The organism is Bradyrhizobium sp. CSS354, from assembly GCF_029051725.1.
Classification (GTDB): domain Bacteria; phylum Pseudomonadota; class Alphaproteobacteria; order Rhizobiales; family Xanthobacteraceae; genus Bradyrhizobium.
This window is the reverse complement of record NZ_JAACFU010000032.1, coordinates 17,388-43,321: the sequence shown is the minus strand read 5'-3', so window position 1 is coordinate 43,321 and position 25,934 is coordinate 17,388. Positions and strand designations below refer to the sequence as shown.

The following is a 25,934-nucleotide window of genomic DNA, read 5'->3' as shown; positions in this document are numbered from 1 at the left end:
GCGCGGGGGCGGGGGCGGGCGGCGCGGTGCGCACATTGCGAAGATCGCCCTCGATCATCGAGAGACGATCGACGACGTGGCCAAGTGCGTTGTGGACGGCCTCCAGCGAATCCTGGGTGGTCCGGTTGGTCTCGGCCTGGCTGAAGCGGATGTCGGAGAGCTCGCGCTTGACGAGATCGACCATGCCGGACTCGGCGGGCGGCGTGGAGTTGCGGCTCTCGGCCAGCGCGGAATAGGTCGCCTGCTGCCGCTCCAGGTGCCGCAGAATGTCGTGCAACCCGTCCTCGACGCGGGTGAAATTGCCGTTGCGCGGATCGGAGGCGGCCTCGAGCCGCTCCAGCAGATACGAGACCCGCTGTTCAAGATGAGCAAAGGTCGACGCCGAGTCGTTGCCGACCTGCATGCGGTCGAAACGTTCGGACAGGGCGCGGATCGCGCTTTCGAGATGCTCGCTGCTCTCGGATGGCTGAGGGCGCTCGCGCGTTTCCAGAGCGGCGGTGAGCGCCGCGATGCGCTGCTCCAGCACCGCAAAACTGTCGCCTTGGCCGGACGCCCGGGTGACCTGGTCGACCTTGGACGACAGCAGCTGCACGTCGTCGGAGAGCCGTGCCAGCGCTTCGTTGGAGGCGACGTTGGAGACGATGCCGCGCAGCGCCGAGATCGCGCCTTCGAGCTGGCGGACCGTCGAGGGATCGTCATTGGCGCGCAGGATCAGATCGAGCTTGGCGCCGAGATTGCGGATCGCCTCGTCATAGCCGGTGAGCTGCTCGGCTGGCGTCAGCGTGCGGAGCACCTGCTTGATCTCGGACAGCGCGTGCTCGATGCCGGACAGGACCTGACCGTCGGTGCCGTTGGAGCGGGTCTCGTCGATGCGCCGATGCAGCGAGCGGATCTCGTTCTCGATCGATTCGATCGCGCGGCGCGGCATCGCCTCGGTGATGGCGTTGCGGATCTCCGCAAGCTCGCTGCGGAAGGTGTTGATCGCCTGCTCGGTATTGTCGGGGCGCTGGAGCGATTCGATCTGGCTCGTGATCTTGAGCAGATGGCGCTCGAGCGCAGAGAAATCCGGCCCCGGCTGCGGTGGCGGCGGAGCGTAGGCAGGCGCGGGCGGCGCCATCGGGGGCGCGTAAGGAGCTGCCGCAGGCGCGATCGGCGGCGCGGCGCGCGGCGGCATCTGCCTGGGCGTAAAGCCGTCGAGCTCGCTCTGCCGTGCCGTGATCTCGGCGACTGCGACGTCGAACGAAGCGGGGCTCAGGGGTGGTGAGCTGCGATAGACCTGTGCTGCCGCGCGCTCGACCGCATCGGCCTGGCGCTGGCGCGTTTCGACGGGGGCCTGTCGCGGTGCCGGAGCCTGCTGCGGCTTCGAAATCTGCGACAGCCTTGCATCGAGCCGCGAGATCGCGTCGTTGAGTTGGCGCGCAACGCCCTGCTCGCGCGAGACGTCTTGCCGCGGAGCATCCTGTCGCGAAGAATCTTGCCGTGGCGCGGGCTTTGAAATTCGTTCGATCTGCTGGGTGATGGCATCGAGCCGCTGGTGGATGTCGGCGACTTCGCGGCTTTCCTGGCTCGGCACGTGACTCGGTACGTGACTCGGGACTTGGCTCGGAACGTGCTGGACTTGCGGACGCTGGTCGTAAAGTCCGCGAAAGTTCGGCGGGGCGGTCTCGCCGAGCGTGGAGTTCAGCCAATCGTTGAGTGACATGCCGGCGCGACGCGCAGCAGCTTCGGCCCGCTCCCGGACGGATGGATCGATGCCGTCAACACTCCACGATACGCGCGAATTCATGACTCTGTCCGGTTCCGACTCCGGCGCCCCACCCGGCGCCTCCAGTCTTCCCTCGCGTGCCGGTTGCAAAGACAATCGGATTTGGCGCGGGTCGTCTGCCTCGAAAACCGACTTTTGTCTGTTACGGTAAATAACGGGTTAAGGAACCCGTTGACGGTGTCTTAAAGTTGGGCGGCGGGGGGAATGGGGGCGATCGTTGTGGCGCACGTCCGCTCGCCAAAATAACGGTGTCATGCCCCGCGAAGGCGGGGCATCCAGTACTCCGAGGCAGCGCGGCTAGGAGCGAGGCGCCGCGGCGTACTGGAGGCCCCGCTTGCGCGGGCGATGACGGCGGCGAGGTGGCAGCAGAACGCATAACGGTCGGGCTCGTCCCCCTAGCCCTTGCCCTCGCGCTTGCCTTCCTCCAGCGGCACCACGGTGCCGCTTGCGCTCATCGCCGACAGGGCCTCGAGCGCCTCTTCGCAGAAATCGGCCACCATCTGCTCGTGCCGGGCGCCGAGCTGAAGCAGCAGCAGGTTACCGAGGTCGAGCACGCCGGACGCCGCCCCTTCCGGAAAGCGCTTCTTCAGGATGCGCTCGTAGTTCTCGTGGCGGTCGCGGTGGTGCTCGAGCCGGGCCATCAGGTCGGTGCGCATGGGCTCGAGGCCGATGCTGTCGAGCGCATGCAGCCGCACCAGGAGGTCGTCCTTGATGGAGGGGGGCGTGCTCGGCCGCGCGGCCCAGTGCCGCAGCGCTGTTCGGCCCTCCGGAGTGAGCGTATAGATCAGTTTATTGGGTTTGCCTGTTTGCACGACCTCGCGGCCTTGGATGTAGCCGCGGTCGCGCAGCTTGGAGAGCTCGCGGTAGATCTGCTGGTGGTCGGCCTTCCAAAAGAAGCCGATCGAGGAATCGAATGTCTTGGCGAGCTCGTAGCCCGTCATCGGACGTTCTGTCAGGCATGCGAGGATTGCGTCGCCCAAGGCCATGACCGGTCCTCCTGTTCTCGACCTTAACCAATTGGCTTGACTTTATGCGCATCGGCGCATATGCGTCAATGTGCATATGAGGTGACCCAAGAACGAGGGCAAACACCGCCCCAAAAACACTAGTAGAATCAACCTTGTCGCTACTGTGCATGGGGTTGTTTTCGCGCTTTTTGTAGAAGCCTTTAGTTGCCCTGGCCTTTAGGGAGGCACCCGAGAATGACCGGCCTCGATTCCTGGTACGGCTACATGAAGTCGCATGACCGGGCAGCGCTCTGGGACCTGCTCCATCCCGACGCCATCTTCGAAAGCCCCGTCGTGCACTCGCCGCAGCGTGGACGCGACATCACCTTGAAATATCTGGCCAGCGCCGAGAAGGTGCTCGGCGGTCCCGGCTTCACCTACGTAGGCGAATGGAAGAGTGAGAGCGGCGCCGTGCTCGAATTCAAGACCATCATCGACGGCATCGAGATCAACGGCGTCGACATCATCAGTTTCGACGGCGACGGACGCATCACGCATTTCAAGGTGATGGTGCGGCCGCTCAAGGCGATCAACATGCTGCATCGCCTGATGGCGGAACAGCTTGCCGCCGCTCAATCCTAAACCAGCATCATCACTTCAAGGCCTGCCGGGAGACCACCATGCCGATCTACAAAGCCCCCGTCGAAGACGTGAACTTCCTGCTCAACGACGTCTTCCAGATCGATCGCTATGACAATCTGGCCGGCTTCTCCGATGCGTCGAGCGACGTGCGCGAAGCCATTCTCGGCGAAGCTGCCAAGCTTGCCGAAGAAGTGCTCCAGCCGCTCAATCGCGTCGGCGATCTCGAAGGCTGCAAGCGCGCCGATGACGGCAGCGTCACCACACCGAAGGGCTTCAAGGACGCGTTCAAGCAGGTCGCCGAAGGCGGCTGGCTCGGCCTGTCGGCACCCACCGAGTACGGCGGCCAAGGCCTGCCAGTGACGCTGAGCCAGGCGGTCAATGAATTCCAGATCTCCGCCAACATGGCGTTCTCGATGTATGGCGGCCTCACCATGGGTGCGACCGCGGCGCTGATCGTCCACGGCACTCCGGAGCAGAAGCAGACCTACGTGCCGAAGATGGTGGCGGGCGAGTGGACCGGCACCATGAACCTGACCGAGCCGCATTGCGGCACCGACCTCGGCATGCTCCGCACCAAGGCGGTGCGGCAGGCCGACGGCAGCTTCAAGATCACCGGCACCAAGATCTTCATTTCGGCCGGCGAGCATGACCTCGCGCCCAACATCATCCACCTCGTGCTGGCCCGCATCGAGGGCGCGCCCGCCGGCATCAAGGGCGTGTCGCTGTTCGTGGTGCCGAAATTCCTCGTCAACGCCGATGGTTCGGTGGGGCAGCGCAACGGCGTGGTCTGCGGCTCGATCGAGCACAAGATGGGCATCCACGGCAATTCCACCTGCGTGATGAATTACGACAACGCCACCGGTTGGCTGATCGGCGAAGAGAACAAGGGCATGCAGGGCATGTTCGTGATGATGAACGAGGCCCGCCTCGGCGTCGCCGTGCAGGGTCTCGCGCAGTCGGAAGTGGCCTATCAGAACGCGGTCGCCTATGCCCGGGATCGCATCCAGGGCCGCTCCCTCACCGGTGCCAAGGCGCCGGACAAGCCGGCCGATCCGATCATCGTCCATCCCGACGTGCGCCGCACGCTGCTGTCGATCCGCGCCTTCAACGAGGCCGCGCGCGCCTTCGTAATGTGGACCGCGCTGAAGAGCGACGTCGCCCATCGCTCCGAGGATCCCAAGGACCGTCAGGCCGCCGATGATCACATGGGCCTGATGACGCCCGTGCTGAAAGGCTTTCTCACCGACTACGGCTTCGCCAACGCGGTGCAGGCGCAGCAGATGTATGGCGGCCACGGCTACATCGCCGAGCAGGGCATGGAGCAGTTCGTGCGCGACGCCCGCATCGCCATGATCTACGAAGGCGCCAACGGCATCCAGGCGCTCGACCTCGTCGGCCGCAAGCTGCCGCGCGACGGCGGCCGCGCCATCATGGCATTCTTCGGCGAGGTCATGGCCTTCGCCAAGGACAACGGCGGCGACGAGGCGATGAAGCCCTACATTACCCCGCTCTCGGCTTCGCTCGGCCATCTCCAGCAGGCCACGACGTGGCTGATGCAGAACGCGATGGCGAAGCCCGACAATGCCGGTGCCGCCGCGACCGATTACCTGAATCTGTTCGGTTTCGTCGCGCTCGGCTACATGTGGGCGAAGATGGCGAAAGTGACGCAGGTGAAGATTGCTGAGAGCGGGGCAACCCCCTATCTCTCGACCAAGCTCGTCACCGGCCGTTTCTTCATGGAGCGGATGCTGCCGGAGACCGCCGCCAATCTCGCGCGCATCCAGGCCGGCTGCGCCACCATCATGGAATTGCCGGCGGAAGCGTTCTGAGGATTCCGCCCACGAATGATAGCGACCGCGCGGCGGTCGCGACCAATAACCGCAATCAGGAGGCTCCCATGGCAGATGCCTATATTTACGACCACGTCCGCACCCCGCGCGGCCGCGGCAAGGCGGATGGCGCGCTGCACGAAGTCACCGCGCTCGCGCTCGCGACCGTGCCGCTCAAGGCGCTGAAGGACCGCAATAACCTGCCGGAAGATTCGGTCGATGACGTCATTCTCGGCGTGGTCGATCCCGTCGGCGAAGCCGGCTCCGACATCGCGCGCTTTGCCGCGCTGAAGGCGGGCCTCGGCGAAGCGGTTCCGGGCGTGCAGATCAGCCGCTTCTGCGCCTCCGGCCTCGATGCCGTGAATTTTGCCGCAGCCCAGGTGATGAGCGGCCAGCACGAGCTCGTGATCGGCGGCGGCGCCGAATCGATGAGCCGCGTCGGCATCGGTGCCTCCGGCGGCGCCTGGCCGATGGACCCGTCGATGGCCGTGCCGGCCTATTTCATGCCGCAAGGTGTCTCGGCCGATCTGATCGCGACCAAATACGGCTTCTCGCGCGACGACGTCGACGCCTATGCGGTGCAGAGCCAGCAGCGTGCGGCGAAGTCCTGGGATGAAGGCCGCTTCGACAAGTCGGTCGTCCCGGTGAAGGACATCAACGGCCTCACCATTCTCGCCAAGGACGAGCATATGCGCCCTTCGACGACGATGCAGTCGCTGGCGCAGCTGCAGCCGGCGTTCACGATGATGGCGCAGATGGGCGGCTTCGACGGCGTCGCGGTGCAGTCGCATCCGGAAATCGAACGCGTCAATTACGTGCACCACGCCGGCAATTCGTCGGGCATCGTCGATGGTGCAGGCGCCGTCCTGCTCGGCAGCAAGGAAGCCGGCGGCAAGTACGGGCTGAAGCCGCGCGCAAAGATCCGCGCATTCGCCAATATCGGCTCCGAGCCCGCGATGATGCTGACCGGCCCGGTCGACGTCACCGAAAAGCTGTTTGCGCGCTCCGGCATGAAGAAGTCGGACATCGACCTGTTCGAGCTTAACGAGGCCTTCGCCTCCGTCGTGTTGCGCTACATTCAGGCCTTCGACATCGACAATGCCAAGATCAACGTCAATGGCGGTGCGATCGCGCTCGGCCATCCGCTGGGCGCGACCGGCGCGATGATCCTCGGGACCGTGCTCGACGAGCTCGAGCGCACCAACAAATCGACCGCACTGGTGACGCTGTGCATCGGCGGCGGCATGGGCACCGCGACCATTATCGAACGCGTCTAAGGGTAGGGAGCAACCAGCATGGCTTACAAGAACTTCAAGGTTGAGACCGATTCCGACGGCATCGCGCTCGTGACCTGGGACATTCCGGGCCGTTCGATGAACGTGCTCGACGAGACCTCGACCAGCGAGCTCGATGCGATCGTCAAGGCGACCACGGCCGACGCCGCGGTGAAGGGTGTCGTCATAACCTCTGCCAAGGAGGCGTTCTGCGCCGGCGCGGACCTGTCCATGCTCGAGGGCATGAACCAGGCCTACGCAAAAGTGTTCAAGGAACAGGGCGAGACCGCGGCGAACCAGATGCTGTTCGAGCAGAGCCGGCGCTTCTCGCAGGTGCTGCGCTCGATCGAGACCTCCGGCAAGCCGTGGGCGGCGGCGATCAACGGCCTCGCGCTCGGCGGCGGTTTCGAGATCACGCTGTGCTGCCACTATCGCGTGGCGGCGGAGAATCCCAAGACCCGCCTCGGCCTGCCCGAGGTCAAGGTCGGCCTGTTCCCTGGCGCTGGCGGAACGCAGCGCGTGCCGCGCCTGGTGCCGCCGCAGGACGCGATGACGATCCTGCTCAAGGGCGATCCGGTCACGATCGAGAAAGCCAAGGCGCTGAATCTGATTCACGTCGTCGTTCCCGCCACCGATCTCATCAAGGCGGCAAAGGACTGGATCAAGGGCGGCGGCAAGGCCGTCGCGCCCTGGGACGAGAAGGGCTTCAAGCTGCCCGGCGGCCCGGTGTTCTCCAAGGCCGGCATGATGATGTTCCCGGCCGGCAACGCGATCTATCGCCGCGAGACCTACGACAATTATCCGGCCGCACGCGCGATCATGAGCTGCGTCTACGAGGGCCTGCAGCTGCCGATCGACGCCGCGCTCCGCGTCGAGTCGCGCTATTTCACCTCGGTGCTGCGCTCGAAGGAAGCGGCTGCGATGATCCGCAGCCTGTTCCTGTCGATGCAGGAGCTCAACAAGGGCGCGCGCCGTCCGAAGGACGTGCCGCCGACCAAGGTGAAGAAGATCGCCGTGATCGGCGCCGGCTTCATGGGCGCTAGCGTCGGCTATGTTTCGGCCCGTGCCGGCCTCGACGTCGTCCTGATCGATCGCGACCAGGAGAGCGCCGACAAGGGCAAGGCGCATGCGCAAAAGGTGATCGAGGAGCAGATCAAGAAGGGCCGCGCCAAGCCCGGCGACGCAGAAGCCCTGCTCGCGCGCATCACGCCGACCGCGGACTATTCCGCGCTGAAGGACGTCGATCTCGTCATCGAGGCCGTGTTCGAGGACCGCAAGGTCAAGGCTGATACCTTTGCCAAGGCGCAGGTGCATATGAAGCCGGACGTGATCTTCGCGTCCAACACCTCGACGCTTCCGATCACCTCGCTGGCGGAATCCTTCAAGGACCAGGGCAGGTTCGTCGGCATCCACTTCTTCTCGCCGGTCGAGAAGATGATGCTGGTCGAGATCATCCAGGGCAAGAACACCGGCGATCTCGCGATCGCGACCGCGCTCGACTACGTCAGGCAGATCGGCAAGACGCCGATCGTCGTCAACGACAGCCGCGGCTTCTTCGCCAATCGCTGCGTCGGCCGCTACGTCGCCGAAGGCAACGAGATGTTCCTCGAAGGCGTGCCGCCCGCGATGATCGAGAATTGCGCCAAGATGGCCGGCATGCCGGTCGGCCCCCTCTCGCTGTCGGACGAGGTCGCGCTCGACCTGGGGCTCAAGATCATGAAGGCGACGGAAGCCGACCTCGGCCCCAACGCCATCAATCCCGATCAGAAGAAGCTTATGGTGGAAATGGTCGAGAAGCAGGGCCGTCTGGGCCGCAAGAACAGCAAAGGCTTCTACGACTATCCCGAGAAGGGCAAGGGTCAGAAGAGCCTGTGGCCGGGCTTGTCCGCGCTGCAGCCCAAGCAGCTCGACCCTGATACGCTCGACGTCGAGGAGTTGAAGCAGCGCTTCCTGGTGGTGCAGGCGGTGGAAGCCGCGCGCACGGTGGAGGACCACGTCATCACCGATCCGCGTGAAGCAGACGTCGGCTCGATCCTCGGCTTCGGCTTTGCGCCGTTCACCGGTGGCACATTGTCCTATATCGACTTCATGGGCCTCAAGAAGTTCGTCGAGCTTTGCCACAAGCTGGAAACGAAATACGGCTCGCGCTTCACCCCGCCGAAACTCCTCGAGGAGATGGCCGCAAAGGGAGAAACCTTCTACGGCCGCTTCGCTCCGAAGAAGGCGGCGGCGTGATTCTCTGAGCCGTAGCCAGGATGAAAAATACGAAAGGCCGGATTCTCGATCCGGCCTTTCGCATGTGCGCCTCAGGCAGCCGGAATCAGTCCTTCCTTCTTCATCGCTTCCTGCACCTGCGGCCGCGCCGCGACGCGGGTCTTGTAGGCGGCAAGGTTCGGCATCGCCGAGAGGTCGAACTTCATCCGGTCGCCCCAGGTCAGCATCGTGAAGAGATAGCCGTCAGCCACCGTGAACTGCTTGCCCATGAGGTAGTCGCGGCCGGCGAGCTGGCTGTCGATGTATTTCAGCTTGCCCATGACTCGGTCCTTGAAGAAGGCCTTGGCCTCGTCGTTCAGCGCCGGCGCGAACATCGGGCCGAAGCTCTTGTGGACCTCCGAGGTGAGGAAGTTCAGCCATTCGAGCAGCTTGTAGCGCTCGGAGCTGCCGTGGGCCGGCGCCAGTGCCTTGGCTGAGGCCTGATCGGCGATCATCTGGACAATCACCGGGCCTTCGGTCACGATCTCTCCGCTATCGAGGCCCAGCGCAGGGACCTGGCCCTTGGGGTTCAGCTTCAGATAATCCTCACCGTTTTCGAGCTTCTTGGCCCGGATATCCACCTTGACCAGTTCATAGGGCAGGCCGGCTTCCAGGAGCGCGATATGGGGGGATAGCGAGCAGGCACCGGGCGAATAGTACAATTTCATGGAATTTCCTCCTCTTGTTGCTTGGTTCAGGCGAAAGAACGACTACATGCATCTGCTTGAAATAGTCAAGATTGATGCAGGTGCATCGAATAGGGTAAGAGACGGGCGACGAGCTTGAGCGGGACCATGAAACGCAAACCATCGACCGAGGCGACTTCCGCCTGGATCCGCTTGATGCGGGTGCAGAGCCGCGTGCTCAATTGTGTCGAGCAGGACCTGAAGAAGGCCGGCTTCCCGCCGCTTGCATGGTATGACGCGCTGCTCGAACTGTCACGGGCGCCTTCGGGCGAACTCCGGCCGGTCGAACTCGAACGGCAGATGCTGATCCCGCAATATTCGACATCGCGGCTGATCGACCGCCTGGTCGACGAAGGCCTTGCCTCGCGGCGTGAATGCAAGATCGACAAGCGCGGCCAGTTCGTGGAGATCACGGAAGCTGGCCGCGAATTGCAGAAGCGGATGTGGGGCGCCTATTCGGCCGCGATCGAGAAATATGTCGGCTCAAAGCTGTCCGATGCAGATGCCGTGAAGCTCAGCGGTCTGCTCGACCGTCTGGGCTGCTCGTGCGGCGAGATGAAACTGCCGCCCATCGTCCACGCCAACGAAACCACGCCGTCGCGATGAGCGCGCGGCACACCAGCTCGTCCGTGCACCCGATGGGTTCGCGGACCATCCCGTCACCCGCGCGCGTTCGGTCGAAGCGCCTTTTGATTAGAGTTTGATATGGCGCGAGACCAGATCGATATGACGCCGTTGCAATCGCGCGACGAGCTCGTCAAGTGGTTCGAGGAAGGCTGCAAGGACCCGTCCGAATTCCGCATGGGCACCGAGCATGAGAAGACGCCGTTCACGCTCGAAGGCCACCGCCCGGTGCCCTACGAAGGCCCGCGCGGTATCGGCGCGCTGCTCGAAGGCATGAAGCTCCTGCTCGGCTGGGAGCCGATCATGGAGAAGGGCAACATCATCGGCCTCTACGACGTCACCGGCGGCGGCGCGATCTCGCTCGAGCCCGGCGGGCAGTTCGAGCTTTCGGGCGCCCCCGTCGAGAACGTGCACCAGACCCAGAGCGAGCTGATGGCGCATCTGGCGCAGGTGCGCGAGATCGCAACGCCGCTCGGCATCGGCTTCCTCGGGCTCGGCATGACGCCGTCCTGGTCGCGCGCCGACATCCCGGTGATGCCCAAGGGCCGCTACAAGATCATGACCAATTACATGCCGAAGGTCGGCCAGTACGGCCTCGACATGATGTACCGGACCTGCACGGTACAGACCAATCTCGACTTCTCCTCCGAAGCCGACATGGTCAAGAAGCTGCGTGTCTCGCTCGCGCTCCAGCCGGTCGCAACCGCCTTGTTCGCCAATTCGCCGTTTACCGAGGGCAAGCCGAACGGCTTCCTCTCCTTCCGGTCCGAGATCTGGCGCGACACCGACAACGCGCGCGCCGGCATGATGCCGTGGGCATTCGAGGACGGCATGGGCTTCGAGCGCTATGTCGACTATGCGCTCGACGTGCCCATGTATTTCGTCAAGCGCGACGAGGATTACATCGACGTCTCCGGCTCCTCGTTCCGCGCCTTCTTCGATGGCCGCAACAACAATTTGCCCGGCGAACATCCGACGCTGTCGGACTGGGCCAACCATCTTTCGACGATTTTCCCGGAGGTGCGGCTCAAGCGCTATCTCGAGATGCGCGGCTCCGATGGTGGACCGTGGGGTCGATTGCCGGCGCTATCGGCGTTCTGGGCCGGGCTGCTCTACGACGATGTGTCGCTGGATTCCGCCTGGGACCTTGTGAAGCACTGGAGCGCGCATGAGCGTCAGGCCCTGCGCGACGACGTGCCGCGCTTCGGCTTCAAGTCGCGGATCAAGGACCGCTATCTGTTCGAGATCGCCAAGGAGTGCCTCGTTCTGGCACATGCCGGCTTGCGCCGGCGCGGCCGGATCGACCAGCTCGGCCGCGACGAGACCAGGCATCTTGAGCCGCTCGATCGCATCATCGATTCCGGCCGCACGCCGGCCGAGGAGATGCTCGACAAGTTCAACGGTCCCTGGAACGGCTCGGTGGAACCAGCCTACGCGGAATACGCGTTCTAGACCCAAGGCCCAACGATCGGGACTCGAGCCGTTCATCGCCCGTACAGGTTTGCGGCGATCAAATGGCCGGCTGAAAAACCCGAGCGTCGTCAATAACTCGAAAGCTGTTCCGATGGGGAAGGGCCGCCTGGCCGTCATGGCACGCGTCCTGGCAAGCATCGTGGCCTGCGCCGCGCTGCTTTCGCTCGCGTTTGCGAGCGGGCCCGCGCGCGCCCAGACGGCGTTCGACCGGCCTGGCGGAGACTATTTCAGCACCCCGGTCACGTCGGGCGATCCCGAGGATTGCGCGCTGCTGTGCGAGCGCGACCGCCGTTGCCGCTCGTGGAGCTTCAGCTATCCGGACGTCGAAGGCGGCTCGGCGGTGTGCTGGCTGAAGAACACGGTGCCTGCGCGCGTGCCGGGAAGCTGCTGCATCTCCGGGGTGCGCGGCGCTGGCGTGATCGAGCCGCGTGTCGAAGGCGTGGAGACCTCGATCGACCGCCCCGGCGGCGATTTGCGCAATTTCGAGATGAAGGACGGCGAAGGCGAAGAAGCCTGCAAGGCCGCCTGCACCGCCGACAACAAATGCCGCGCCTTCACCTATGCGCGCCCCGGCTACACCGGACGCGAAGCGCGCTGCTTCCTGAAAAAGGAAATCAAGCCGCCGCGGCGGAAGGCAGGGTTCACGTCGGGCGTCGTGAGATAGCGGTCTAGCTTGGTCGGGTGCATTTGTTGAAGGCGTAACCAACCAGAGTTTGCCCGCCTCAGAAGCGAGAGAGCTCGATTAACTTCGCTAATCCGCCCGACTCACTCGCCCTCGCGCGCGTCGTGTCGAGCGCGCGCCGCCTTCGAAGCCAGCGTGCGCCAACGCCGCCGCAGCAGCGGCTCCACGATCGCGCGCTTTGCCTTGGACAGGCGGATCAGCACTATCGGATAATCGGCGTAGTGATCGCTGAAATAGAAGGTTTCCGGCTGGCTCTCGACCAGCATCGCGCGCTCGTCGATCGGGACGTCCGGCATCACCAGGCTGTCGCCATCTTCCTTCAGACGCGCCAGCATCTTCTTCCGCACCTTCAGTGCAGGCGTGCCGTAGGAGGTGCCGTCCTCGACCTCCGGCCACGTCAGTGCGAATTTTCTGACGTCGTCGAAGGTCATGAGATCGGTTCAATGCACGGCGGTGAAAAACCGCGCCATGCGAAATCCGGACAGCCAGGTCCACACCGGCTGGCCCCGGATGCCGAGATCCCAGGATCCGAGCACGGCATCCGCGCGGCCGACCAGATTGTCGATCGGCAACATGCCGACGCCGCCGGAGCGCAAGGGGACGCGGCTGTCGGCGGAGTTGTCGCGGTTGTCGCCGAGCACGAAGAGATGGCCCGGCGGCACCGTCACTTCCTGCGTGTTGTCGAGCGGACCGTTGTCGCGCATCTTGAAGATCAGATGCGAGACGCCGTTCGGCAGCGTCTCGACATAGCGATAGGCGGGTTCGCTGCCGCCATTGTCGTCCTCGGCGGCGCCAACGCCGTCCGGCTTCAGCTCGGCGGGGCGGTCGTTGACGAAGAGCTGGCCCTGGCGCAGCTGGATGCGGTCGCCGGGCAGACCCACGACGCGTTTGACCCAGGCCTGCGAGCGGTCGCCGGGCCAGCGGAAGACCACGACGTCGCCCTGCTTCGGCGTCTCCGCGAAGACGCGGCCGCTCTCGGGCAGGTTGATCTGGATCGGCAGCGACGAGGTACCGTAGCCGTAGGGGAATTTCGAGGCGATCAATGCGTCGCCGATCAACAGCGTCGGCTCCATCGAGCCGGACGGCACGTAGAACGGCTCGGCCAGCGCGCCCTTGGCGATGAACACCGCCGCGACGATGCCGGCGAGCTGCATCAGCTGGCCAGCCCAGCCGCTGCTCTTCCGCTTGGTGGTGACAGTTATCTTCTCGACGCTCATCCGCCTGTTCCACCCACCGTAATGCGTTCCATCAACAGCGACGGCTGGCCGACGCCGACCGGCACGCCCTGGCCGTTCTTGCCGCAGGTACCGATGCCGGTATCGAGCGCGAGGTCGTTGCCGATCATGCGGATGCGATGCAGGTCGGTCGGCCCGTTGCCGATCAGCATGGCGCCCTTCAGAGGCGCACCGATCTTGCCGTTCTCGATCTTGTAGGCCTCGGTGCACTGAAACACGTATTTGCCCGAGGTGATGTCGACCTGGCCGCCGCCGAAGTTCGCGGCGAAGACGCCGTTCTTCACCGAGGCGAGGATCTCGGCCGGATCTCGGTCGCCCGCGAGCATGTAGGTGTTGGTCATGCGCGGCATCGGCACATGGGCGTAGCCCTGGCGGCGGCCGTTGCCGGTCGGCTTCATGTTCATCAGGCGCGCATTCTGACGGTCCTGCATGTAGCCGACCAGGACGCCGTCCTCGATCAGCACGGTGCGGTTGGTCGGCGTGCCCTCGTCGTCGATCGACAGCGAACCGCGGCGCGAGGCAATGGTGCCGTCGTCGACTACGGTCACGCCCTTTGCCGCGACCTGCTGGCCCATCAGACCGGCAAATGCCGACGTCTTCTTGCGGTTGAAGTCACCTTCGAGCCCATGGCCGACCGCCTCATGCAGCATTACGCCAGGCCAGCCGGCCCCGAGCACCACGTCCATCTCGCCGGCGGGGGCGGGAATCGATTCCAGATTGACGAGGGCCTCGCGCAGCGCGCCGTCGGCGGCGTCGCGCCAATTCTTGCTTTCGATGAATTCGGCGTAGCCGGCGCGGCCGCCATAGCCCTTGCTGCCGCTCTCCTGGCGGTCGCCCTGACCGGCGACGACGGAGACGTTGACGCGCACGAGCGGGCGGATGTCGCGATAGCTTTCGCCGTCGGGCCGCAGGATCTCGACCACCTGCCAGGTCGCGCCCAGACTGACGCTGACCTGCCGCACCCGCGGATCCTTGTCGCGCAGATAGGCGTCGATCTCGGCGAGCAGTTTGACCTTGGTCTCGAAGCCGGGGGCATCGAGCGGATTGTCGTCGGCGTAGAGCCGTACATTGGTATGCGGCGGAGGCGCCGCGAAGCTGCCGGAATAACCGCCGCGCACGGCCGCGACCGCGTCCGCGGCGCGAATCAGCGCCGGCAGCGACACGTCGGAGGAATGCGCGTAGCCGACCGCGTCGTCCTTGACGGCGCGCAGGCCAAAGCCCTGTGAGGTGTCGTAGGTCGCCTGCTTCAGCCGCCCATTGTCGAACATCAGCGCTTCGGTCTGGCTGTATTCCAGGAACAATTCGCCGTCGTCGGCACCGGCAAGCCCGCGCGCGAGCTCGTTGCGAACTTGGTCGCGGTCGAGATTGGCGCGGTCGAGCAGGGAGGTTGTGGCAGGGTTGGTCATGCGTCCGTCCATTATCGGGGGATGTGGGGCAAGATAATGGTTTCCCGGCGGTTCCGCGAGGGGCTTGGCCGTCACATTACGGAAACGATAGGAACGGCTCGGAGCAAGGGGCCCTGACGTGGAAGCCGATCGATGCTATGCTAGCTCCATGAATTACCGAGATATCATCTCGATTGAACCTGGCAAGCGTGGGGGGCGGCCCTGCATCCGCCACATGCGGATCGCTGTGGCAGATGTGCTCGGCTGGCTGGCTGCTGGCCAGACCCACGCCCAAATCCTCGACGACTTCCCCGAACTGACCGAGGACGATATCCGCGCTTGCCTGGCCTATGCCGCCGACCGCGAGAGGCGATTGGTGACCGCGCCGATATGAGGCTGCTGTTCGATCAGAACCTCAGTTTCATGCTTTGCCCGATGATCGCCGACCTTTTTCCAGAATCCAGTCACGTCAGGTCTCACGGACTATCCGAAGCTGCGGACCGTGCGCTTTGGGAATTTGCGAAGGCAAATGGCTTCGCGATTGTGACCCAGGACGTCGATTTTGCCGAGCTGGCGGCCCTGTTGGGCTCTCCACCCAAAGTGATTTGGCTTCGGGCTGGCAATCAAACGACCGCGACGATTGCGGCTCTGCTTCGCCAGCACGCGCGGACGATTGAATCTTTCGAGAGCGATGACAGCACTGCGTGCCTTGAGATTTATTAAACCGGGAATAGCCTACGGCAGCTTGTCATATCCCTCGCCGAGCCCGTTCAGGCTGAGCGGGAAGCCGATGCCTTCTTCCGGGGTCTCGAAGATGATGAAGGTCGCGGTCTTGGCGGTGCGGAGCTGGCCGAGCAGCTTGTCATCCATGACGACCTCGGCGACGCAGCCATTGGGCAGGCAGCGGACAAAGCCGGCACGGCCGACATCCTGGTTGTCGAGCTTGAGGCCGAGCCCAGAGGGCAGGAGAACGCCGAGGGGGGCGACGACCCGCATCAGGCGGCTCTTCTGGTCGGCAGTCTTGAGAACGATCACGGTCAGGCCGGCGTTGGAGCGGTCTTCGGCCACCACGCTCTGGATCAGGGCACATTGCTCGGACTGGGCGCCCGGCGGGGTGTCGCAGCGGATCTGCCAGTCGCCATGGACGGAGCGCACCGCGCCCTGCGCATGGGCGAGGCCCGGAAGCGCTAGGACGACGAGGGCCGCCAGCAGGGCAGCCAGCATCGTGAGGCCGCCAGCCTGGCTTCTAGCCCGCCTTGCCATGGATCTCGAAAACCCCATCGGGTCGGTCCCTCTGCTCGCCTGGGTCGCTCGCACCCGGCGGACTGATACGGGAATGACGGCGTCTTGAAGGCGATTCGCAAGCAAATTCCACGCCGCCACGGTCGCCGTCGCCCGCACGAATCAGGTTCCGGTGCGGCTGTCCGCCAGTGCCTACCGCGGGCAATTCCGCTGTCAAGGCGCAGCATCCCGGGAAACGGTATTTTTGTTTGATGTTACTAGGAAATATCTTGCGGGTGATGGCTGACAGGCGAGGCTCAAGACTGCATTGCGATAGATCAAGAATTATGGTTTGAGAGGCTTGATTTCGGCGTTCTAGCGATCTGGCCCCAATTCCTCTTAGAGGTATTCTTGCGCGGCGGTTTGTCAGACGGGGGGATCGAATAAAGCGTTTCCCGAAAATAGGGGAATGCACTTGGGGTGATTTCGTTAGGGGAGCGCGAACGGCATGAAGATGTCGATGGGCCCGGTGGGCCGGCACTTGCTGGGATTGGCCGTGGCGGGTCTGACGCTGGCGACGGGCGGTGCGGCATTTGCCGAGCTCGGGCAACCGGCTGCGTGGGAGTGGACGCTTCAGCAGTCCGCTTCCCCGGTGATGGACAACATCGTCTGGTTCCACAATTTCCTGTTCGTGCTGATCACGCTGATCACGCTGTTCGTTCTGGCGCTGCTCGTGATCGTGGTCGTCAAGTTCAACGCGAGGGCCAACCCGGTGCCGTCGCGGACCACGCACAACACGCTGATCGAGGTGGCGTGGACGCTGGTTCCGGTGCTGATTCTGGTCGGAATCTCGGTGCCGTCGTTCCGCCTCCTGTTCCTCGAGCTCGACGTGCCGAAGGCGGATCTGACCATCAAGGCCACCGGCAAGCAGTGGTACTGGTCCTACGCCTACCCGGATAACGGCAAGTTCGAGTTCGACTCGCTGATGGCCCAGGACAAGCAGCCCCGCCTGCTCGGCGTCGACAACGAGATGGTGGTGCCCGTCAACAAGGTGGTCCGGGTTCAGGTGACCGGCGCCGACGTGATTCATGCCTTTGCGCTGCCGGCCTTTGGCGTCAAGATCGACGCCATTCCGGGCCGCCTGAACGAGACCTGGTTCAAGGCCACCACGACCGGCATGTTCTACGGCCAGTGCTCGGAATTGTGCGGCAAGGACCACGCCTTCATGCCGATCGCCATCCGCGTGGTGAACGATCAGGAGTTCGCCTCCTGGGTCGAGACGGCGAAGAAGAAATACGCGAGCGGCGGCACCAGCACTTACGCCTCCACAGCCGGCCCGACGCAGTGAGCGCCGGGTGACGGGTTCGAGGAAACTGAAAGCGACATAAGGCGGGACCTCCAGAGGTCCGATCGGGACGCAAGGCAGGATTAGAAAATGGCAACGAGCGCAGCGGCACACGGCGATCACGCGCAAGACCACGGACATGACGAGCATGCCCATCCGACCGGATGGCGGCGCTACGTCTATTCGACCAACCACAAGGACATCGGCACGATGTACCTGATCTTCGCGGTCATCGCCGGCGTCATCGGCGCCGCGATGTCGATCGCGATCCGTGCCGAGCTGATGTATCCGGGCGTGCAGATCTTCCACGAGACGCACACCTACAATGTGTTCGTGACCTCCCACGGCCTGATCATGATTTTCTTCATGGTCATGCCCGCGATGATCGGCGGCTTCGGCAACTGGTTCGTGCCGCTGATGATCGGCGCGCCTGACATGGCGTTTCCGCGCATGAACAACATCTCGTTCTGGCTGCTGCCGGCGTCCTTCGCGCTGCTGCTGATGTCGACCTTCGTCGAGGGCGAGCCGGGTGCCAACGGCGTCGGCGCCGGCTGGACCATGTACGTGCCGCTGTCGAGCTCGGGCCATCCGGGTCCGGCCGTCGACTTCGCGATCCTGTCGCTGCATCTGGCGGGCGCCTCCTCGATCCTCGGCGCGATCAACTTCATCACCACCATCTTCAACATGCGCGCGCCGGGCATGACCCTGCACAAGATGCCGCTGTTCGTGTGGTCGATCCTGGTGACGGTGTTCCTGCTGCTGTTGTCGCTGCCGGTGCTCGCTGGTGCGATCACGATGCTGCTCACCGACCGCAATTTCGGCACGACGTTCTTCAATCCTGAAGGCGGCGGCGATCCCGTACTGTTCCAGCATCTGTTCTGGTTCTTCGGTCACCCCGAAGTGTACATCCTGATCCTGCCCGCCTTCGGCATGGTTAGCCAGATCGTCTCGACCTTCTCGCGCAAGCCCGTGTTCGGCTATCTCGGCATGGCCTACGCCATGGTCGCGATCGGCGGCATCGGCTTCGTGGTGTGGGCGCACCATATGTACACGGTCGGCATGTCCTCGGCGACGCAGGCTTATTTCGTCGCCGCTACGATGGTCATCGCGGTCCCGACCGGCGTGAAGATCTTCTCATGGATCGCCACGATGTGGGGCGGCTCGATCGAGTTCCGCGCGCCGATGATCTGGGCGGTGGGATTCATCTTCCTGTTCACCGTCGGCGGCGTCACCGGTGTGGTGCTGGCGAATGCTGGCGTCGATCGCGTGCTCCAGGAGACCTACTACGTCGTCGCGCACTTCCACTACGTGCTGTCGCTCGGTGCGGTGTTCGGAATCTTCGCCGGCTGGTACTACTGGTTCCCCAAGATGTCGGGCTACATGTACAATGAAGGGCTTGCCAAGGCGCACTTCTGGGTCACCTTCATCGGCGTGAACCTAGTGTTCTTCCCGCAGCACTTCCTGGGCCTGTCGGGCATGCCGCGCCGCTACGTCGATTACCCCGACGCGTTCGCTGGCTGGAATTTGGTCTCGTCGATCGGCTCTTACATCTCCGGCTTCGGCGTGCTGATCTTCCTCTACTGCGTGATCGACGCCTTCGCGAAGAAGGTGCCGGCTGGCGACAATCCGTGGGGTGCAGGTGCGACCACGCTGGAATGGACGCTGCCCTCGCCCCCGCCGTTCCACCAGTTCGAAGTGCTGCCCCGCGTGCAGTAAGCCAATGCTCGCGGCGCCCGTGACGGGCGCCGCGGCTCGACAACGAAGCGAGTCAGTCTAGTGTCCGTCCTCGACCACAACGCCATCGACATCAATCCCCGTATCTCCGAAGCGGAGGTTGGCGATTACATCGCGCTCCTGAAGCCGCGGGTGATGTCGCTGGTGATCTTCACCGCGCTGGTCGGAATGGCGTTGGCGCCCGGGCATTTCCACCCGGTGCTGGCCATCACCTCGCTGCTCTGCATCGCCGTCGGCGCCGGCGCGTCGGGCGCGCTCAACATGGCGCTGGAAGGCGACATCGACGCCAAGATGTCGCGCACGGCGAACCGGCCGATTCCGCGCGGGCGCATCACCCGCCCCGAGGCGATGACCTTCGGCATGACGCTCGCCTTCTTCTCGGTGATGACGCTCGGCATCCTCGTCAACTGGATCGCGGGCGCGCTGCTCGCCTTCACCATCTTCTTCTACGTCGTGATCTACACGATCGGCCTGAAGCGCTGGACCGCGCAGAACATCGTGATCGGCGGTGCGGCCGGCGCGCTGCCGCCGGTGGTGGCCTGGGCCGCGGTCACAGGCACGGTCGACGTCGAGCCGCTGCTGCTGTTCGCCATCATCTTCTTCTGGACGCCGCCGCACTTCTGGGCGCTGGCGCTGTTCCGCTCCGACGACTACGCGCGCGCCGGCATTCCGATGCTGCCCAACGTCGCCGGCCCCGACGCGACGCGGCTTCAGATCCTGCTCTATACCATCGTGCTGATCGCGGTCGCGGCTGCGCCCTGGGCGCTCGGCTATTTCGACGCCATCTACGGCATCGTCTCGCTGATCCTCGGCGCCGGCATGCTGGCGTTCGCCGTCAACGTCTATGTCCGCCGCGAGCGCAGCCAATCGCTGCGGGCGACCCGCAAGCTGTTTGCGTTCTCCATCCTTTATCTGTTCGCGCTGTTTGCGACCTTGCTGGCCGAGGTCGTGTTCCGGGCGCTTGCGCCGATGGTAGGGGGCGCATGATCACAGGGATGGCCGACAAACCCGAGATAGATGGAATCGTCCTCACCGAGGCGCAGAAGAAGAGCCGTCGGCAGCGCTCAGTCGCGATCGCACTCGCGCTCGGCGTGCTCGTGGTGCTGTTCTTCGCCGTGACCATGGTCAAGGGGCCGGCCGTGCTCGTCCGGCCGATGTAGGAAACATGGATCAGAAGCCGACCATATCGCAGGATCAGAGCCGGACGGCCATCAAGGCGCATAGGCCCTCCAAGGGGCTTGGCCGAGACGTTGTGGTCGCCTCGATCTGCGGCGGCGTGGTCGCGCTGATGGTCGGCGCCTCCTACGCGGCGGTGCCGTTCTACAACTGGTTCTGCCGCGCCACCGGATTCAACGGCACGACCCAGGTCGCGACCTCGGCGCCGGCCAGCGGCCCGATCGCACGCAAAATCGCGGTGCGCTTCGATTCCAACGTCGCGCCCGGCCTGCCCTGGAAGTTCGAGCCCGAGCAGAGCGAGATCGAGGTCAATATCGGCCAGGTCGTGACCGTCTTTTACACGGTGACCAACCAGGCCGCACGGACCACCGCAGGCCAGGCCGCCTACAATGTCGCGCCGCTGACGGTCGGATCCTATTTCCAGAAGATCAACTGCTTCTGCTTCACCGAGCAGACCATGGCGCCCGGCGAGAAGCGCGAGATGCCGGTCGTGTTCTACGTCGATCCGTCGATCGCCGACGACCACGAGAACGACGGTCTCAACACCATCACGCTGTCCTACACGTTCTATCCGGTGAAGGATCCGGTGGTGAAGCCGCTGGCATCTGGTGAGAACGACAAACGCAAGGGAAATCTCTGACCGCCGGGCTCACGTCCGGGGGGTTGGAAACAAGGGGATAAGTGCCGGACAGGCACGGGATTGAGGAGCGAGACCGCATATGGCAACGGCGCACACCAAACATCACGACTACCACCTGGTCGATCCCTCGCCATGGCCCGTCGTCGGCTCCATCTCGGCCTTCATCATGGCGGTCGGCGCGATCACCTGGATGCACCACATGTTCTCGGCTGCGCCGATCATCTTCGGTGTCGGCACCGTCGGTGTGCTCTACACCATGGCGAGCTGGTGGGCCGACGTGATCAGGGAAGCCCAGTACAAGGGCGACCACACCCGCGTCGTGCAGCTGCATCACCGTTACGGCATGATCCTGTTCATCGCCTCCGAGGTGATGTTCTTCGTCGCCTGGTTCTGGGCCTATTTCAACGCAGCGCTATTCCCCGCCGACGCCGTCCACGCCACCCGCGATGCGGTGTTCGGCTGTGGTCTCGGGACCGCGGCCGGCGCCTGCGCCGTGCCGGGCACCTGGCCGCCGCACGGCATCGAGACCTTCGATCCCTGGCATCTGCCGCTCCTGAACACGCTGATCCTGCTCACCTCCGGCACCACGGTGACCTGGGCCCACCATGCGCTGCTCGAGAACGATCGCCAGGGCCTGAAGTATGGCCTGATCCTGACCGTCGTGCTCGGCGCGCTCTTCACCTGCGTGCAGGCCTATGAGTACAGCCACGCGGCATTCTCCTTCGGCGGCAACGTCTACGGCGCGACCTTCTTCATGGCGACTGGCTTCCACGGCTTCCATGTGCTGGTCGGCACCATCTTCCTGCTGGTGTGCCTGTTCCGCGCCTATGCCGGCCACTTCACACCGACCCAGCATCTCGGCTTCGAGTTCGCCGCCTGGTACTGGCACTTCGTCGACGTGGTCTGGCTGTTCCTGTTCCTCTGCATCTATGTCTGGGGACACGGCGCCGAGACCATGGCCCACGGCGCGCACTGAGCAGCGTTGGATAGATCAGAAGGGCGGCCGCAGGGCCGCCCTTTCGCTTTTGTGCCGCCGGAGGTTGGCGGAACCGTGCTAGAGTCCGTCATCATGAACAACACCAGCGACGCACCCGAGCCCGAGACCACCGTCCTGCAAAGCGCGCTGCGCGGGCTTGCCTGCAAATGCCCGCGCTGCGGTCAGGGCAAGCTCTATGCGGGCTTCCTGACGCTTGCGCCGTCCTGCGAGCGTTGCGGCCTCGACTACGCCTTCATCGATTCCGGTGACGGTCCGGCGATCTTCATCATCATGCTGGCCGGCGCGATCGTGGTCGGCTGCGCGCTCGTCGTCGAGGTCAAGTACCAGCCGCCGTACTGGCTGCACGCGGTGTTGTGGCTGCCGCTGATTCTCGCGACCACCCTGCTGCCGTTGCGCGCCATGAAGTCGCTGCTGATCGCGCTGCAATTCCACCACAAGGCGGCGCCGGGCCGGCTGGTCGACCGCGCGAAATGAACGAGACCGCGCGCAAGCCCCGCGTGGCCGGCTTCGCGCTGTTCACGCTATTCCTGACCGCGGTCTGTGTCGTGCTCGGTGTCTGGCAATTGCAGCGCCGCCTCGCCAAGCACGAGCTGATCGCCGCACTCACCGAGCGTCTCGCGGAGGCACCGGTCGCTCTGCCGCCGCCGGCACGATGGGCCGCGCTAAGCCCCGCGCGCGATGAATTCCGCCGTGTCAGCTTTTCCGCGACCTATGCGCCATTGCCCGACGCGATGGTCTATTCCCCCGGATCCGCCGTGCGCAAGGACGCATCGGGCCCCGGCACCTGGGCGTTCCTGCCGGCGCGGCTGCCGAGCGGCGAGACGGTGGTGATCGATGCGGGCTTCGTCGAAAATACCATGCAGGATCGCAGCGTCGAGGATCGCGCGGTCAAGAAGCTCGTCACGGGGCAGGAGGTCTCGTTCACGGGCTATCTGCGCTTCCCCGAGGTCCCTGGCTGGCTGACCCCGGCGGAGAACCGCGACAAGCGGCTGTGGTTCGTGCGCGATCACGTGGCGATCGCGCGCGCGCTGGGCTGGGGCGCGGTTGCGCCGTTCTATGTCGACCTCGAGCAGCCGGCGCCCGAGAACGGCATTCCGCGGCCGGGGCCGCTCGACGTGCATCTCAAGGACGATCACCTGCAATACGCCATCACCTGGTTCACGCTTGCAGGCGCTGTGCTCATCGCCTTCGCCGTGTGGGCAAGAGGGCGGCGGCGGGGCTGAGCTACTTAGATCCCTCCAGGGAACCCGGTATCGCCCGGGGTTTACCATTCAGCGCACATTCACGAGTGTGGTCCTAAGCCGCCATCGTTTTTCCGCGGCAGACAGGATTGCAGCGTGAGCGATTTCGACCAGATGGGAATTGTCGTCGACTGGGTCGATGCCTGCAGGAAGGGCGACCTCGCGACGCTCCTCGATCTCTATGCGGACGATGCCCAGGTCGAATGCACGTGCAACGGCACGCAGCGCTATCGCGGCCGAAGCGAGCTCGAAGCCTATTGGCAGCCGCGGCTCAGCGCTTTCTCGTCGGCAGGTTTCGGGCTGGAGGAAATCCATCCTGCGCCCCACGGCGTCGATCTCGAATATTCGGTTGCCGGCGCGCTGCGCATCCGCGCCTCATTTTGTTTCAGCCCGGACGGCAAGATCCGCACCACGCTGTGCGAGCCGGCGCGACAGAACGCGCAGCTTGGCTGTGCGTGCTAATCGTCGATGAGCGCCTCGCGTGCCGGTGCGGCGGGAAGGCGGCAGCGCACATAGGTCCTGTCGTCTACGCGCAGCAGTGATAGCGATCCGCTGAGTGCGCGCACGCGCTCATGCATGCCGGTCAGGCCGCGGCCGAACACGTTGCCTTCGGGAAAGCCGCCGCCGTCGTCGGAAACCTCGATGACGACCGTCTCGCTGGCGAAGGTCGCTTGCACATGGGCATTGCTGGCGCCGGCGTGGCGCAGCACGTTGGTCAGCGCCTCCTGGATCACGCGATAGACGGTCTGAGCCAGCGGCCCGTCGATCCCGTTGAGATCCGGATCAACCGTGTCCGTCAGGTTGATGGACGGCGCCTGCTTGCGAAAATTCCGGAGCAGCGTCTGCACACTGGTCTCCAGGCCCAATTCCTCGATGTAGAGCGGTCGCAACCGGTCGAGGATGCGGCGGTTGGTCTGCTGGAGCGCCTCGACCGATTGCAACACATCCTGCGCCGAACTGCCGGGATTTCCCGCCGGGGGCGAGGCGTCGGCCAATGCGATCGTGCCGGCGCGGATGCTGAACAGCAGCGGACCGAGTTCGTCGTGCAGTTCGCGCGCGAGATCGCGCCGCTCGTCGTCCTGGAGCGACACCAGGCGGTGCAGCAGGTCGCGATTGTCCTGGCTCAACTGCGCCAGCGTTTCGGCCAGCGCGTTGGCCTCCTCGCAGCTTTGCCGGATTTCCGGCGGTCCTCCGACCGGGATCGGCGTTGCGTAGTCGCCGCGCCGCATCCGCGTGAGCCCTTCGCCGAGATCTTGCAGCGGGCGCAGGGCCGATCCCGCGAAAACATAGGCAATGGTACCGGTGAGCACCATCAGCGCGGCAACGAGGATGGTCAGCGCGAGAAAGCCGATCCACTTCTCGAACAGATCGGCCGACAGGTCCGGCAGGAAGACGAGATCGCCGACACGCTGGCCGTCGATCGTCACCGGCGCTGCCGCGTCCATGACCGGAACGGTGAGCAGGTCGACAAACCATTGCGGTACGCCATGCGGCTTGCGCAGGCTGCCCCTCGCCGAGGACGCGGGACCCGTCTCCACGGCACGGAATTGGATATCGGAGGAAATGTCCAGAGAATGGACAAAGGCGTCGAGCGTCTGCCGCGGATTGTTCGAGGTGCGCAGGGTGTTGTTGAGCGCGGCGGCAACGGTCTGGATCAAACGCCGCCCCGGCTCGTTCTCGTCCGCCAATTGGTCGGTCGCGAAGGTTTGGAGCAGCACGCCGCCCATGATCAGCGCGGCGAGGAAGCTGATGCCGAGCGGCAGAAACAGTTGGGTCCTGAACGAGAAGCGTTGCCACATTAGGTCAATTCTAACGCGCATCGGTCCGATTTGCTCTTTCCATTTGTTCCCGTCGGTTTATGAGTCGAAAAACTAGAGAATTGCGATGCAAGATACTGCCAAGCCGGCGACCCGCGTCCTGATTGTCGACGACCATCCCGTGGTGCTGTCCGGTTGCCGCACCCTGTTCGCCTCCGACCATTCGATCCGGATCGACGAGGCGACCGACGCCAAATCCGGGCATCGCGCCTATGTCAGCAAGCGGCCCGACGTCACAGTGATCGACATCAGCCTGCCCGACGTCTCTGGCTTTGAACTAATGCGACGCATTCGCAAGGACGATCCCGACGCCAAGATCATCATGTTCAGCATGAACGACGATCCGGCCTTCGTGGTGCGGGCGGTCGAGCTCGGGGCGCAAGGCTACGTCTCCAAGGGCGATGATCCCCGGATCCTGCTCAAGGCGGTGCGCAAGGTCGTTGCGGGCGACAATTTCATCTCACCGCAGCTCGCCGAAGCCGTGACGTTTTCCGGCGCGGCGATCAAGGCCAATCCCGCCTCGCAGATGACGCCGCGGGAGCTCGAGATTCTCCGCCTGCTGGGGCGAGGCGACAAGATCGTCGAGGTCGCCGAGGCGCTCGGTATCTCCTACAAGACCGTCGCCAACACCACTTCCCTGCTCAAGCAGAAGCTCGGTGCCAAGAACCATTCCGACCTGATCCGGATCGCGGTGGAAATCGGGATGAACTGACGCCCCGGGGCGCCGAACCGGCTGCTCCAGGATGCTGCCGGTCCGGCGGGCGGACCGGTCTCGGCGCTCAGCCGGGCAATGCATGGAAAGCGCCGACACCATCCGCCGACACAATGGGCCGAGCCGTCGTTCGTTCCCGAACTGTCCGGCCGTTCGGGAATTAATGGCAATGCGTGAGGCGAGACCGCTCAAGAACGGTTGCTAGGGCCGAAACGTGTCGGGAAAAATAGGAACATTTTCTCGCGCATCCAGTTTT

Annotated in this window: 26 protein-coding genes and 1 pseudogene; 19 read left to right on the top strand and 8 right to left on the bottom strand. The window is 64.4% G+C overall.

Annotated features, from left to right (window positions below; genetic code table 11):
• Both GWG67_RS36585 and GWG67_RS36580 read right to left on the bottom strand, forming a co-directional pair.
• Window positions 1-1,786: pseudogene (locus GWG67_RS36585) on the bottom strand (hypothetical protein); the annotation flags it as partial.
• Window positions 1,787-2,160: 374 nt separating this feature from the next.
• On the bottom strand, window positions 2,161-2,751 hold the full coding sequence (locus GWG67_RS36580) for a PadR family transcriptional regulator (RefSeq protein ID WP_275174532.1): 591 nt from the start codon (window positions 2,749-2,751) through the stop codon (window positions 2,161-2,163).
• A 216-nt stretch (window positions 2,752-2,967) separates the two neighbouring features.
• Between GWG67_RS36580 and GWG67_RS36575 the strand changes: the two genes are divergently transcribed.
• The 4 genes from GWG67_RS36575 to GWG67_RS36560 all read left to right on the top strand — a co-directional run bounded on the left by GWG67_RS36575 (window position 2,968) and on the right by GWG67_RS36560 (window position 8,692).
• Window positions 2,968-3,354, top strand: coding sequence for a nuclear transport factor 2 family protein (locus GWG67_RS36575; RefSeq protein ID WP_275174531.1), 387 nt, complete (start codon window positions 2,968-2,970; stop codon window positions 3,352-3,354).
• A 38-nt stretch (window positions 3,355-3,392) separates the two neighbouring features.
• Window positions 3,393-5,183, top strand: coding sequence for an acyl-CoA dehydrogenase C-terminal domain-containing protein (locus GWG67_RS36570; protein ID WP_275174530.1), 1,791 nt, complete (start codon window positions 3,393-3,395; stop codon window positions 5,181-5,183).
• 68 nt (window positions 5,184-5,251) lie between these two features.
• Window positions 5,252-6,460, top strand: coding sequence for an acetyl-CoA C-acetyltransferase (locus GWG67_RS36565; RefSeq protein ID WP_275174529.1), 1,209 nt, complete (start codon window positions 5,252-5,254; stop codon window positions 6,458-6,460).
• An 18-nt stretch (window positions 6,461-6,478) separates the two neighbouring features.
• Window positions 6,479-8,692 (top strand): FAD-dependent oxidoreductase, encoded by a 2,214-nt coding sequence (locus GWG67_RS36560; RefSeq protein ID WP_275174528.1) that lies wholly within the window; start codon window positions 6,479-6,481, stop codon window positions 8,690-8,692.
• Between the two features lie 71 nt (window positions 8,693-8,763).
• Here GWG67_RS36560 and gstA read toward each other — a convergent pair whose 3' ends face one another.
• Window positions 8,764-9,378: a glutathione transferase GstA gene (gene gstA / locus GWG67_RS36555; protein ID WP_275174527.1), complete on the bottom strand. Its 615-nt coding sequence runs from the start codon at window positions 9,376-9,378 to the stop codon at window positions 8,764-8,766.
• A 126-nt stretch (window positions 9,379-9,504) separates the two neighbouring features.
• Between gstA and GWG67_RS36550 the strand changes: the two genes are divergently transcribed.
• The 3 genes from GWG67_RS36550 to GWG67_RS36540 all read left to right on the top strand — a co-directional run bounded on the left by GWG67_RS36550 (window position 9,505) and on the right by GWG67_RS36540 (window position 12,157).
• Window positions 9,505-10,002 carry a MarR family winged helix-turn-helix transcriptional regulator gene (locus GWG67_RS36550; protein ID WP_027515263.1) on the top strand — a complete coding sequence of 166 codons (498 nt, stop codon included), beginning with the start codon at window positions 9,505-9,507 and terminating at the stop codon, window positions 10,000-10,002.
• A 99-nt stretch (window positions 10,003-10,101) separates the two neighbouring features.
• Window positions 10,102-11,472: a glutamate--cysteine ligase gene (locus tag GWG67_RS36545; protein WP_275174526.1), complete on the top strand. Its 1,371-nt coding sequence runs from the start codon at window positions 10,102-10,104 to the stop codon at window positions 11,470-11,472.
• Window positions 11,473-11,584: 112 nt separating this feature from the next.
• Complete coding sequence (locus tag GWG67_RS36540) at window positions 11,585-12,157, top strand: PAN domain-containing protein (RefSeq protein ID WP_275174525.1); 573 nt, start codon at window positions 11,585-11,587, stop codon at window positions 12,155-12,157.
• 101 nt (window positions 12,158-12,258) lie between these two features.
• On the opposite strand, the gene GWG67_RS36535 is transcribed toward GWG67_RS36540, so the two are convergent.
• From GWG67_RS36535 to tldD, 3 genes are read right to left on the bottom strand one after another with little or no spacing between them, the layout of a single operon-like run.
• Window positions 12,259-12,606 (bottom strand): MmcQ/YjbR family DNA-binding protein, encoded by a 348-nt coding sequence (locus GWG67_RS36535; RefSeq protein WP_275174524.1) that lies wholly within the window; start codon window positions 12,604-12,606, stop codon window positions 12,259-12,261.
• A 9-nt stretch (window positions 12,607-12,615) separates the two neighbouring features.
• Entirely contained in the window at window positions 12,616-13,392 is a 777-nt protein-coding gene (gene lepB / locus GWG67_RS36530; protein WP_275174523.1) for a signal peptidase I, read from the bottom strand.
• On the bottom strand, window positions 13,389-14,816 hold the full coding sequence (gene tldD, locus GWG67_RS36525; protein WP_275174522.1) for a metalloprotease TldD: 1,428 nt from the start codon (window positions 14,814-14,816) through the stop codon (window positions 13,389-13,391). The genes lepB and tldD overlap by 4 nt, the downstream gene beginning before the upstream one ends.
• Window positions 14,817-14,964: 148 nt before the next feature.
• On the opposite strand from tldD, the gene GWG67_RS36520 reads away from it, so the two are divergent.
• Window positions 14,965-15,189 carry a DUF433 domain-containing protein gene (locus tag GWG67_RS36520; RefSeq protein ID WP_007599426.1) on the top strand — a complete coding sequence of 75 codons (225 nt, stop codon included), beginning with the start codon at window positions 14,965-14,967 and terminating at the stop codon, window positions 15,187-15,189.
• Complete coding sequence (locus tag GWG67_RS36515; protein WP_275174521.1) at window positions 15,186-15,518, top strand: DUF5615 family PIN-like protein; 333 nt, start codon at window positions 15,186-15,188, stop codon at window positions 15,516-15,518. Before GWG67_RS36520 ends, GWG67_RS36515 begins: the two co-directional genes overlap by 4 nt.
• A gap of 12 nt (window positions 15,519-15,530) precedes the next feature.
• Here the strand turns inward: GWG67_RS36515 and GWG67_RS36510 are convergent, their stop codons facing one another.
• A complete protein-coding gene (locus tag GWG67_RS36510) occupies window positions 15,531-16,076 on the bottom strand; it encodes an invasion associated locus B family protein (RefSeq protein ID WP_275174520.1) in 546 nt (181 codons plus the stop codon).
• A gap of 448 nt (window positions 16,077-16,524) precedes the next feature.
• Between GWG67_RS36510 and coxB the strand changes: the two genes are divergently transcribed.
• The 9 genes from coxB (at window position 16,525) to GWG67_RS36465 (ending at window position 23,611) form a co-directional block, all read left to right on the top strand.
• Window positions 16,525-17,364 carry a cytochrome c oxidase subunit II gene (gene coxB / locus GWG67_RS36505; protein WP_275174519.1) on the top strand — a complete coding sequence of 280 codons (840 nt, stop codon included), beginning with the start codon at window positions 16,525-16,527 and terminating at the stop codon, window positions 17,362-17,364.
• A gap of 87 nt (window positions 17,365-17,451) precedes the next feature.
• Window positions 17,452-19,077, top strand: a complete 1,626-nt coding sequence (ctaD, locus tag GWG67_RS36500) for a cytochrome c oxidase subunit I (RefSeq protein ID WP_275174518.1) — start codon at window positions 17,452-17,454, stop codon at window positions 19,075-19,077.
• A 60-nt stretch (window positions 19,078-19,137) separates the two neighbouring features.
• Window positions 19,138-20,082, top strand: coding sequence for a heme o synthase (locus GWG67_RS36495; protein ID WP_275174517.1), 945 nt, complete (start codon window positions 19,138-19,140; stop codon window positions 20,080-20,082).
• Window positions 20,079-20,255 (top strand): CoxF protein, encoded by a 177-nt coding sequence (locus tag GWG67_RS36490; RefSeq protein ID WP_275174516.1) that lies wholly within the window; start codon window positions 20,079-20,081, stop codon window positions 20,253-20,255. The genes GWG67_RS36495 and GWG67_RS36490 overlap by 4 nt, the downstream gene beginning before the upstream one ends.
• A gap of 5 nt (window positions 20,256-20,260) precedes the next feature.
• The gene (locus tag GWG67_RS36485; RefSeq protein WP_275174515.1) at window positions 20,261-20,911 is read left to right on the top strand and encodes a cytochrome c oxidase assembly protein; all 651 of its coding nucleotides are present in this window, start codon (window positions 20,261-20,263) and stop codon (window positions 20,909-20,911) included.
• A 79-nt stretch (window positions 20,912-20,990) separates the two neighbouring features.
• Window positions 20,991-21,887, top strand: coding sequence for a cytochrome c oxidase subunit 3 (locus GWG67_RS36480; RefSeq protein ID WP_275174514.1), 897 nt, complete (start codon window positions 20,991-20,993; stop codon window positions 21,885-21,887).
• 93 nt (window positions 21,888-21,980) lie between these two features.
• On the top strand, window positions 21,981-22,382 hold the full coding sequence (locus GWG67_RS36475; RefSeq protein ID WP_275174513.1) for a DUF983 domain-containing protein: 402 nt from the start codon (window positions 21,981-21,983) through the stop codon (window positions 22,380-22,382).
• Window positions 22,379-23,131 carry an SURF1 family protein gene (locus GWG67_RS36470; RefSeq protein WP_275174512.1) on the top strand — a complete coding sequence of 251 codons (753 nt, stop codon included), beginning with the start codon at window positions 22,379-22,381 and terminating at the stop codon, window positions 23,129-23,131. The genes GWG67_RS36475 and GWG67_RS36470 overlap by 4 nt, the downstream gene beginning before the upstream one ends.
• A gap of 114 nt (window positions 23,132-23,245) precedes the next feature.
• Window positions 23,246-23,611, top strand: a complete 366-nt coding sequence (locus GWG67_RS36465; RefSeq protein ID WP_026233921.1) for a nuclear transport factor 2 family protein — start codon at window positions 23,246-23,248, stop codon at window positions 23,609-23,611.
• Here GWG67_RS36465 and GWG67_RS36460 read toward each other — a convergent pair.
• A complete protein-coding gene (locus GWG67_RS36460) occupies window positions 23,608-24,948 on the bottom strand; it encodes a histidine kinase (RefSeq protein WP_275174511.1) in 1,341 nt (446 codons plus the stop codon). The genes GWG67_RS36465 and GWG67_RS36460 overlap by 4 nt on opposite strands.
• An 85-nt stretch (window positions 24,949-25,033) precedes the next feature.
• Between GWG67_RS36460 and GWG67_RS36455 the strand changes: the two genes are divergently transcribed.
• Window positions 25,034-25,678, top strand: coding sequence for a response regulator transcription factor (locus tag GWG67_RS36455; protein WP_008541266.1), 645 nt, complete (start codon window positions 25,034-25,036; stop codon window positions 25,676-25,678).
• Window positions 25,679-25,934 lie beyond the last annotated feature (256 nt).

Excerpts from the sequence above, each read along its gene's own strand:
- GWG67_RS36460 (WP_275174511.1), bottom strand. The coding sequence starts at position 24,948 with ATGTGGCAACGCTTCTCGTTCAGGACCCAACTGTTTCTGCCGCTCGGC.
- GWG67_RS36565 (WP_275174529.1), top strand. The coding sequence starts at position 5,252 with ATGGCAGATGCCTATATTTACGACCACGTCCGCACCCCGCGCGGCCGC.
- GWG67_RS36545 (WP_275174526.1), top strand. The coding sequence starts at position 10,102 with ATGGCGCGAGACCAGATCGATATGACGCCGTTGCAATCGCGCGACGAG.
- GWG67_RS36575 (WP_275174531.1), top strand. The coding sequence starts at position 2,968 with ATGACCGGCCTCGATTCCTGGTACGGCTACATGAAGTCGCATGACCGG.
- GWG67_RS36515 (WP_275174521.1), top strand. The coding sequence starts at position 15,186 with ATGAGGCTGCTGTTCGATCAGAACCTCAGTTTCATGCTTTGCCCGATG.
- GWG67_RS36485 (WP_275174515.1), top strand. The coding sequence starts at position 20,261 with ATGGATCAGAAGCCGACCATATCGCAGGATCAGAGCCGGACGGCCATC.
- coxB (WP_275174519.1), top strand. The coding sequence starts at position 16,525 with ATGAAGATGTCGATGGGCCCGGTGGGCCGGCACTTGCTGGGATTGGCC.
- ctaD (WP_275174518.1), top strand. The coding sequence starts at position 17,452 with ATGGCAACGAGCGCAGCGGCACACGGCGATCACGCGCAAGACCACGGA.
- GWG67_RS36540 (WP_275174525.1), top strand. The coding sequence starts at position 11,585 with ATGGGGAAGGGCCGCCTGGCCGTCATGGCACGCGTCCTGGCAAGCATC.
- GWG67_RS36470 (WP_275174512.1), top strand. The coding sequence starts at position 22,379 with ATGAACGAGACCGCGCGCAAGCCCCGCGTGGCCGGCTTCGCGCTGTTC.
- GWG67_RS36480 (WP_275174514.1), top strand. The coding sequence starts at position 20,991 with ATGGCAACGGCGCACACCAAACATCACGACTACCACCTGGTCGATCCC.
- GWG67_RS36510 (WP_275174520.1), bottom strand. The coding sequence starts at position 16,076 with ATGGGGTTTTCGAGATCCATGGCAAGGCGGGCTAGAAGCCAGGCTGGC.
- lepB (WP_275174523.1), bottom strand. The coding sequence starts at position 13,392 with ATGAGCGTCGAGAAGATAACTGTCACCACCAAGCGGAAGAGCAGCGGC.
- gstA (WP_275174527.1), bottom strand. The coding sequence starts at position 9,378 with ATGAAATTGTACTATTCGCCCGGTGCCTGCTCGCTATCCCCCCATATC.
- GWG67_RS36550 (WP_027515263.1), top strand. The coding sequence starts at position 9,505 with ATGAAACGCAAACCATCGACCGAGGCGACTTCCGCCTGGATCCGCTTG.
- GWG67_RS36520 (WP_007599426.1), top strand. The coding sequence starts at position 14,965 with ATGAATTACCGAGATATCATCTCGATTGAACCTGGCAAGCGTGGGGGG.
- GWG67_RS36490 (WP_275174516.1), top strand. The coding sequence starts at position 20,079 with ATGATCACAGGGATGGCCGACAAACCCGAGATAGATGGAATCGTCCTC.
- tldD (WP_275174522.1), bottom strand. The coding sequence starts at position 14,816 with ATGACCAACCCTGCCACAACCTCCCTGCTCGACCGCGCCAATCTCGAC.
- GWG67_RS36580 (WP_275174532.1), bottom strand. The coding sequence starts at position 2,751 with ATGGCCTTGGGCGACGCAATCCTCGCATGCCTGACAGAACGTCCGATG.
- GWG67_RS36560 (WP_275174528.1), top strand. The coding sequence starts at position 6,479 with ATGGCTTACAAGAACTTCAAGGTTGAGACCGATTCCGACGGCATCGCG.
- GWG67_RS36535 (WP_275174524.1), bottom strand. The coding sequence starts at position 12,606 with ATGACCTTCGACGACGTCAGAAAATTCGCACTGACGTGGCCGGAGGTC.
- GWG67_RS36455 (WP_008541266.1), top strand. The coding sequence starts at position 25,034 with ATGCAAGATACTGCCAAGCCGGCGACCCGCGTCCTGATTGTCGACGAC.
- GWG67_RS36475 (WP_275174513.1), top strand. The coding sequence starts at position 21,981 with ATGAACAACACCAGCGACGCACCCGAGCCCGAGACCACCGTCCTGCAA.
- GWG67_RS36570 (WP_275174530.1), top strand. The coding sequence starts at position 3,393 with ATGCCGATCTACAAAGCCCCCGTCGAAGACGTGAACTTCCTGCTCAAC.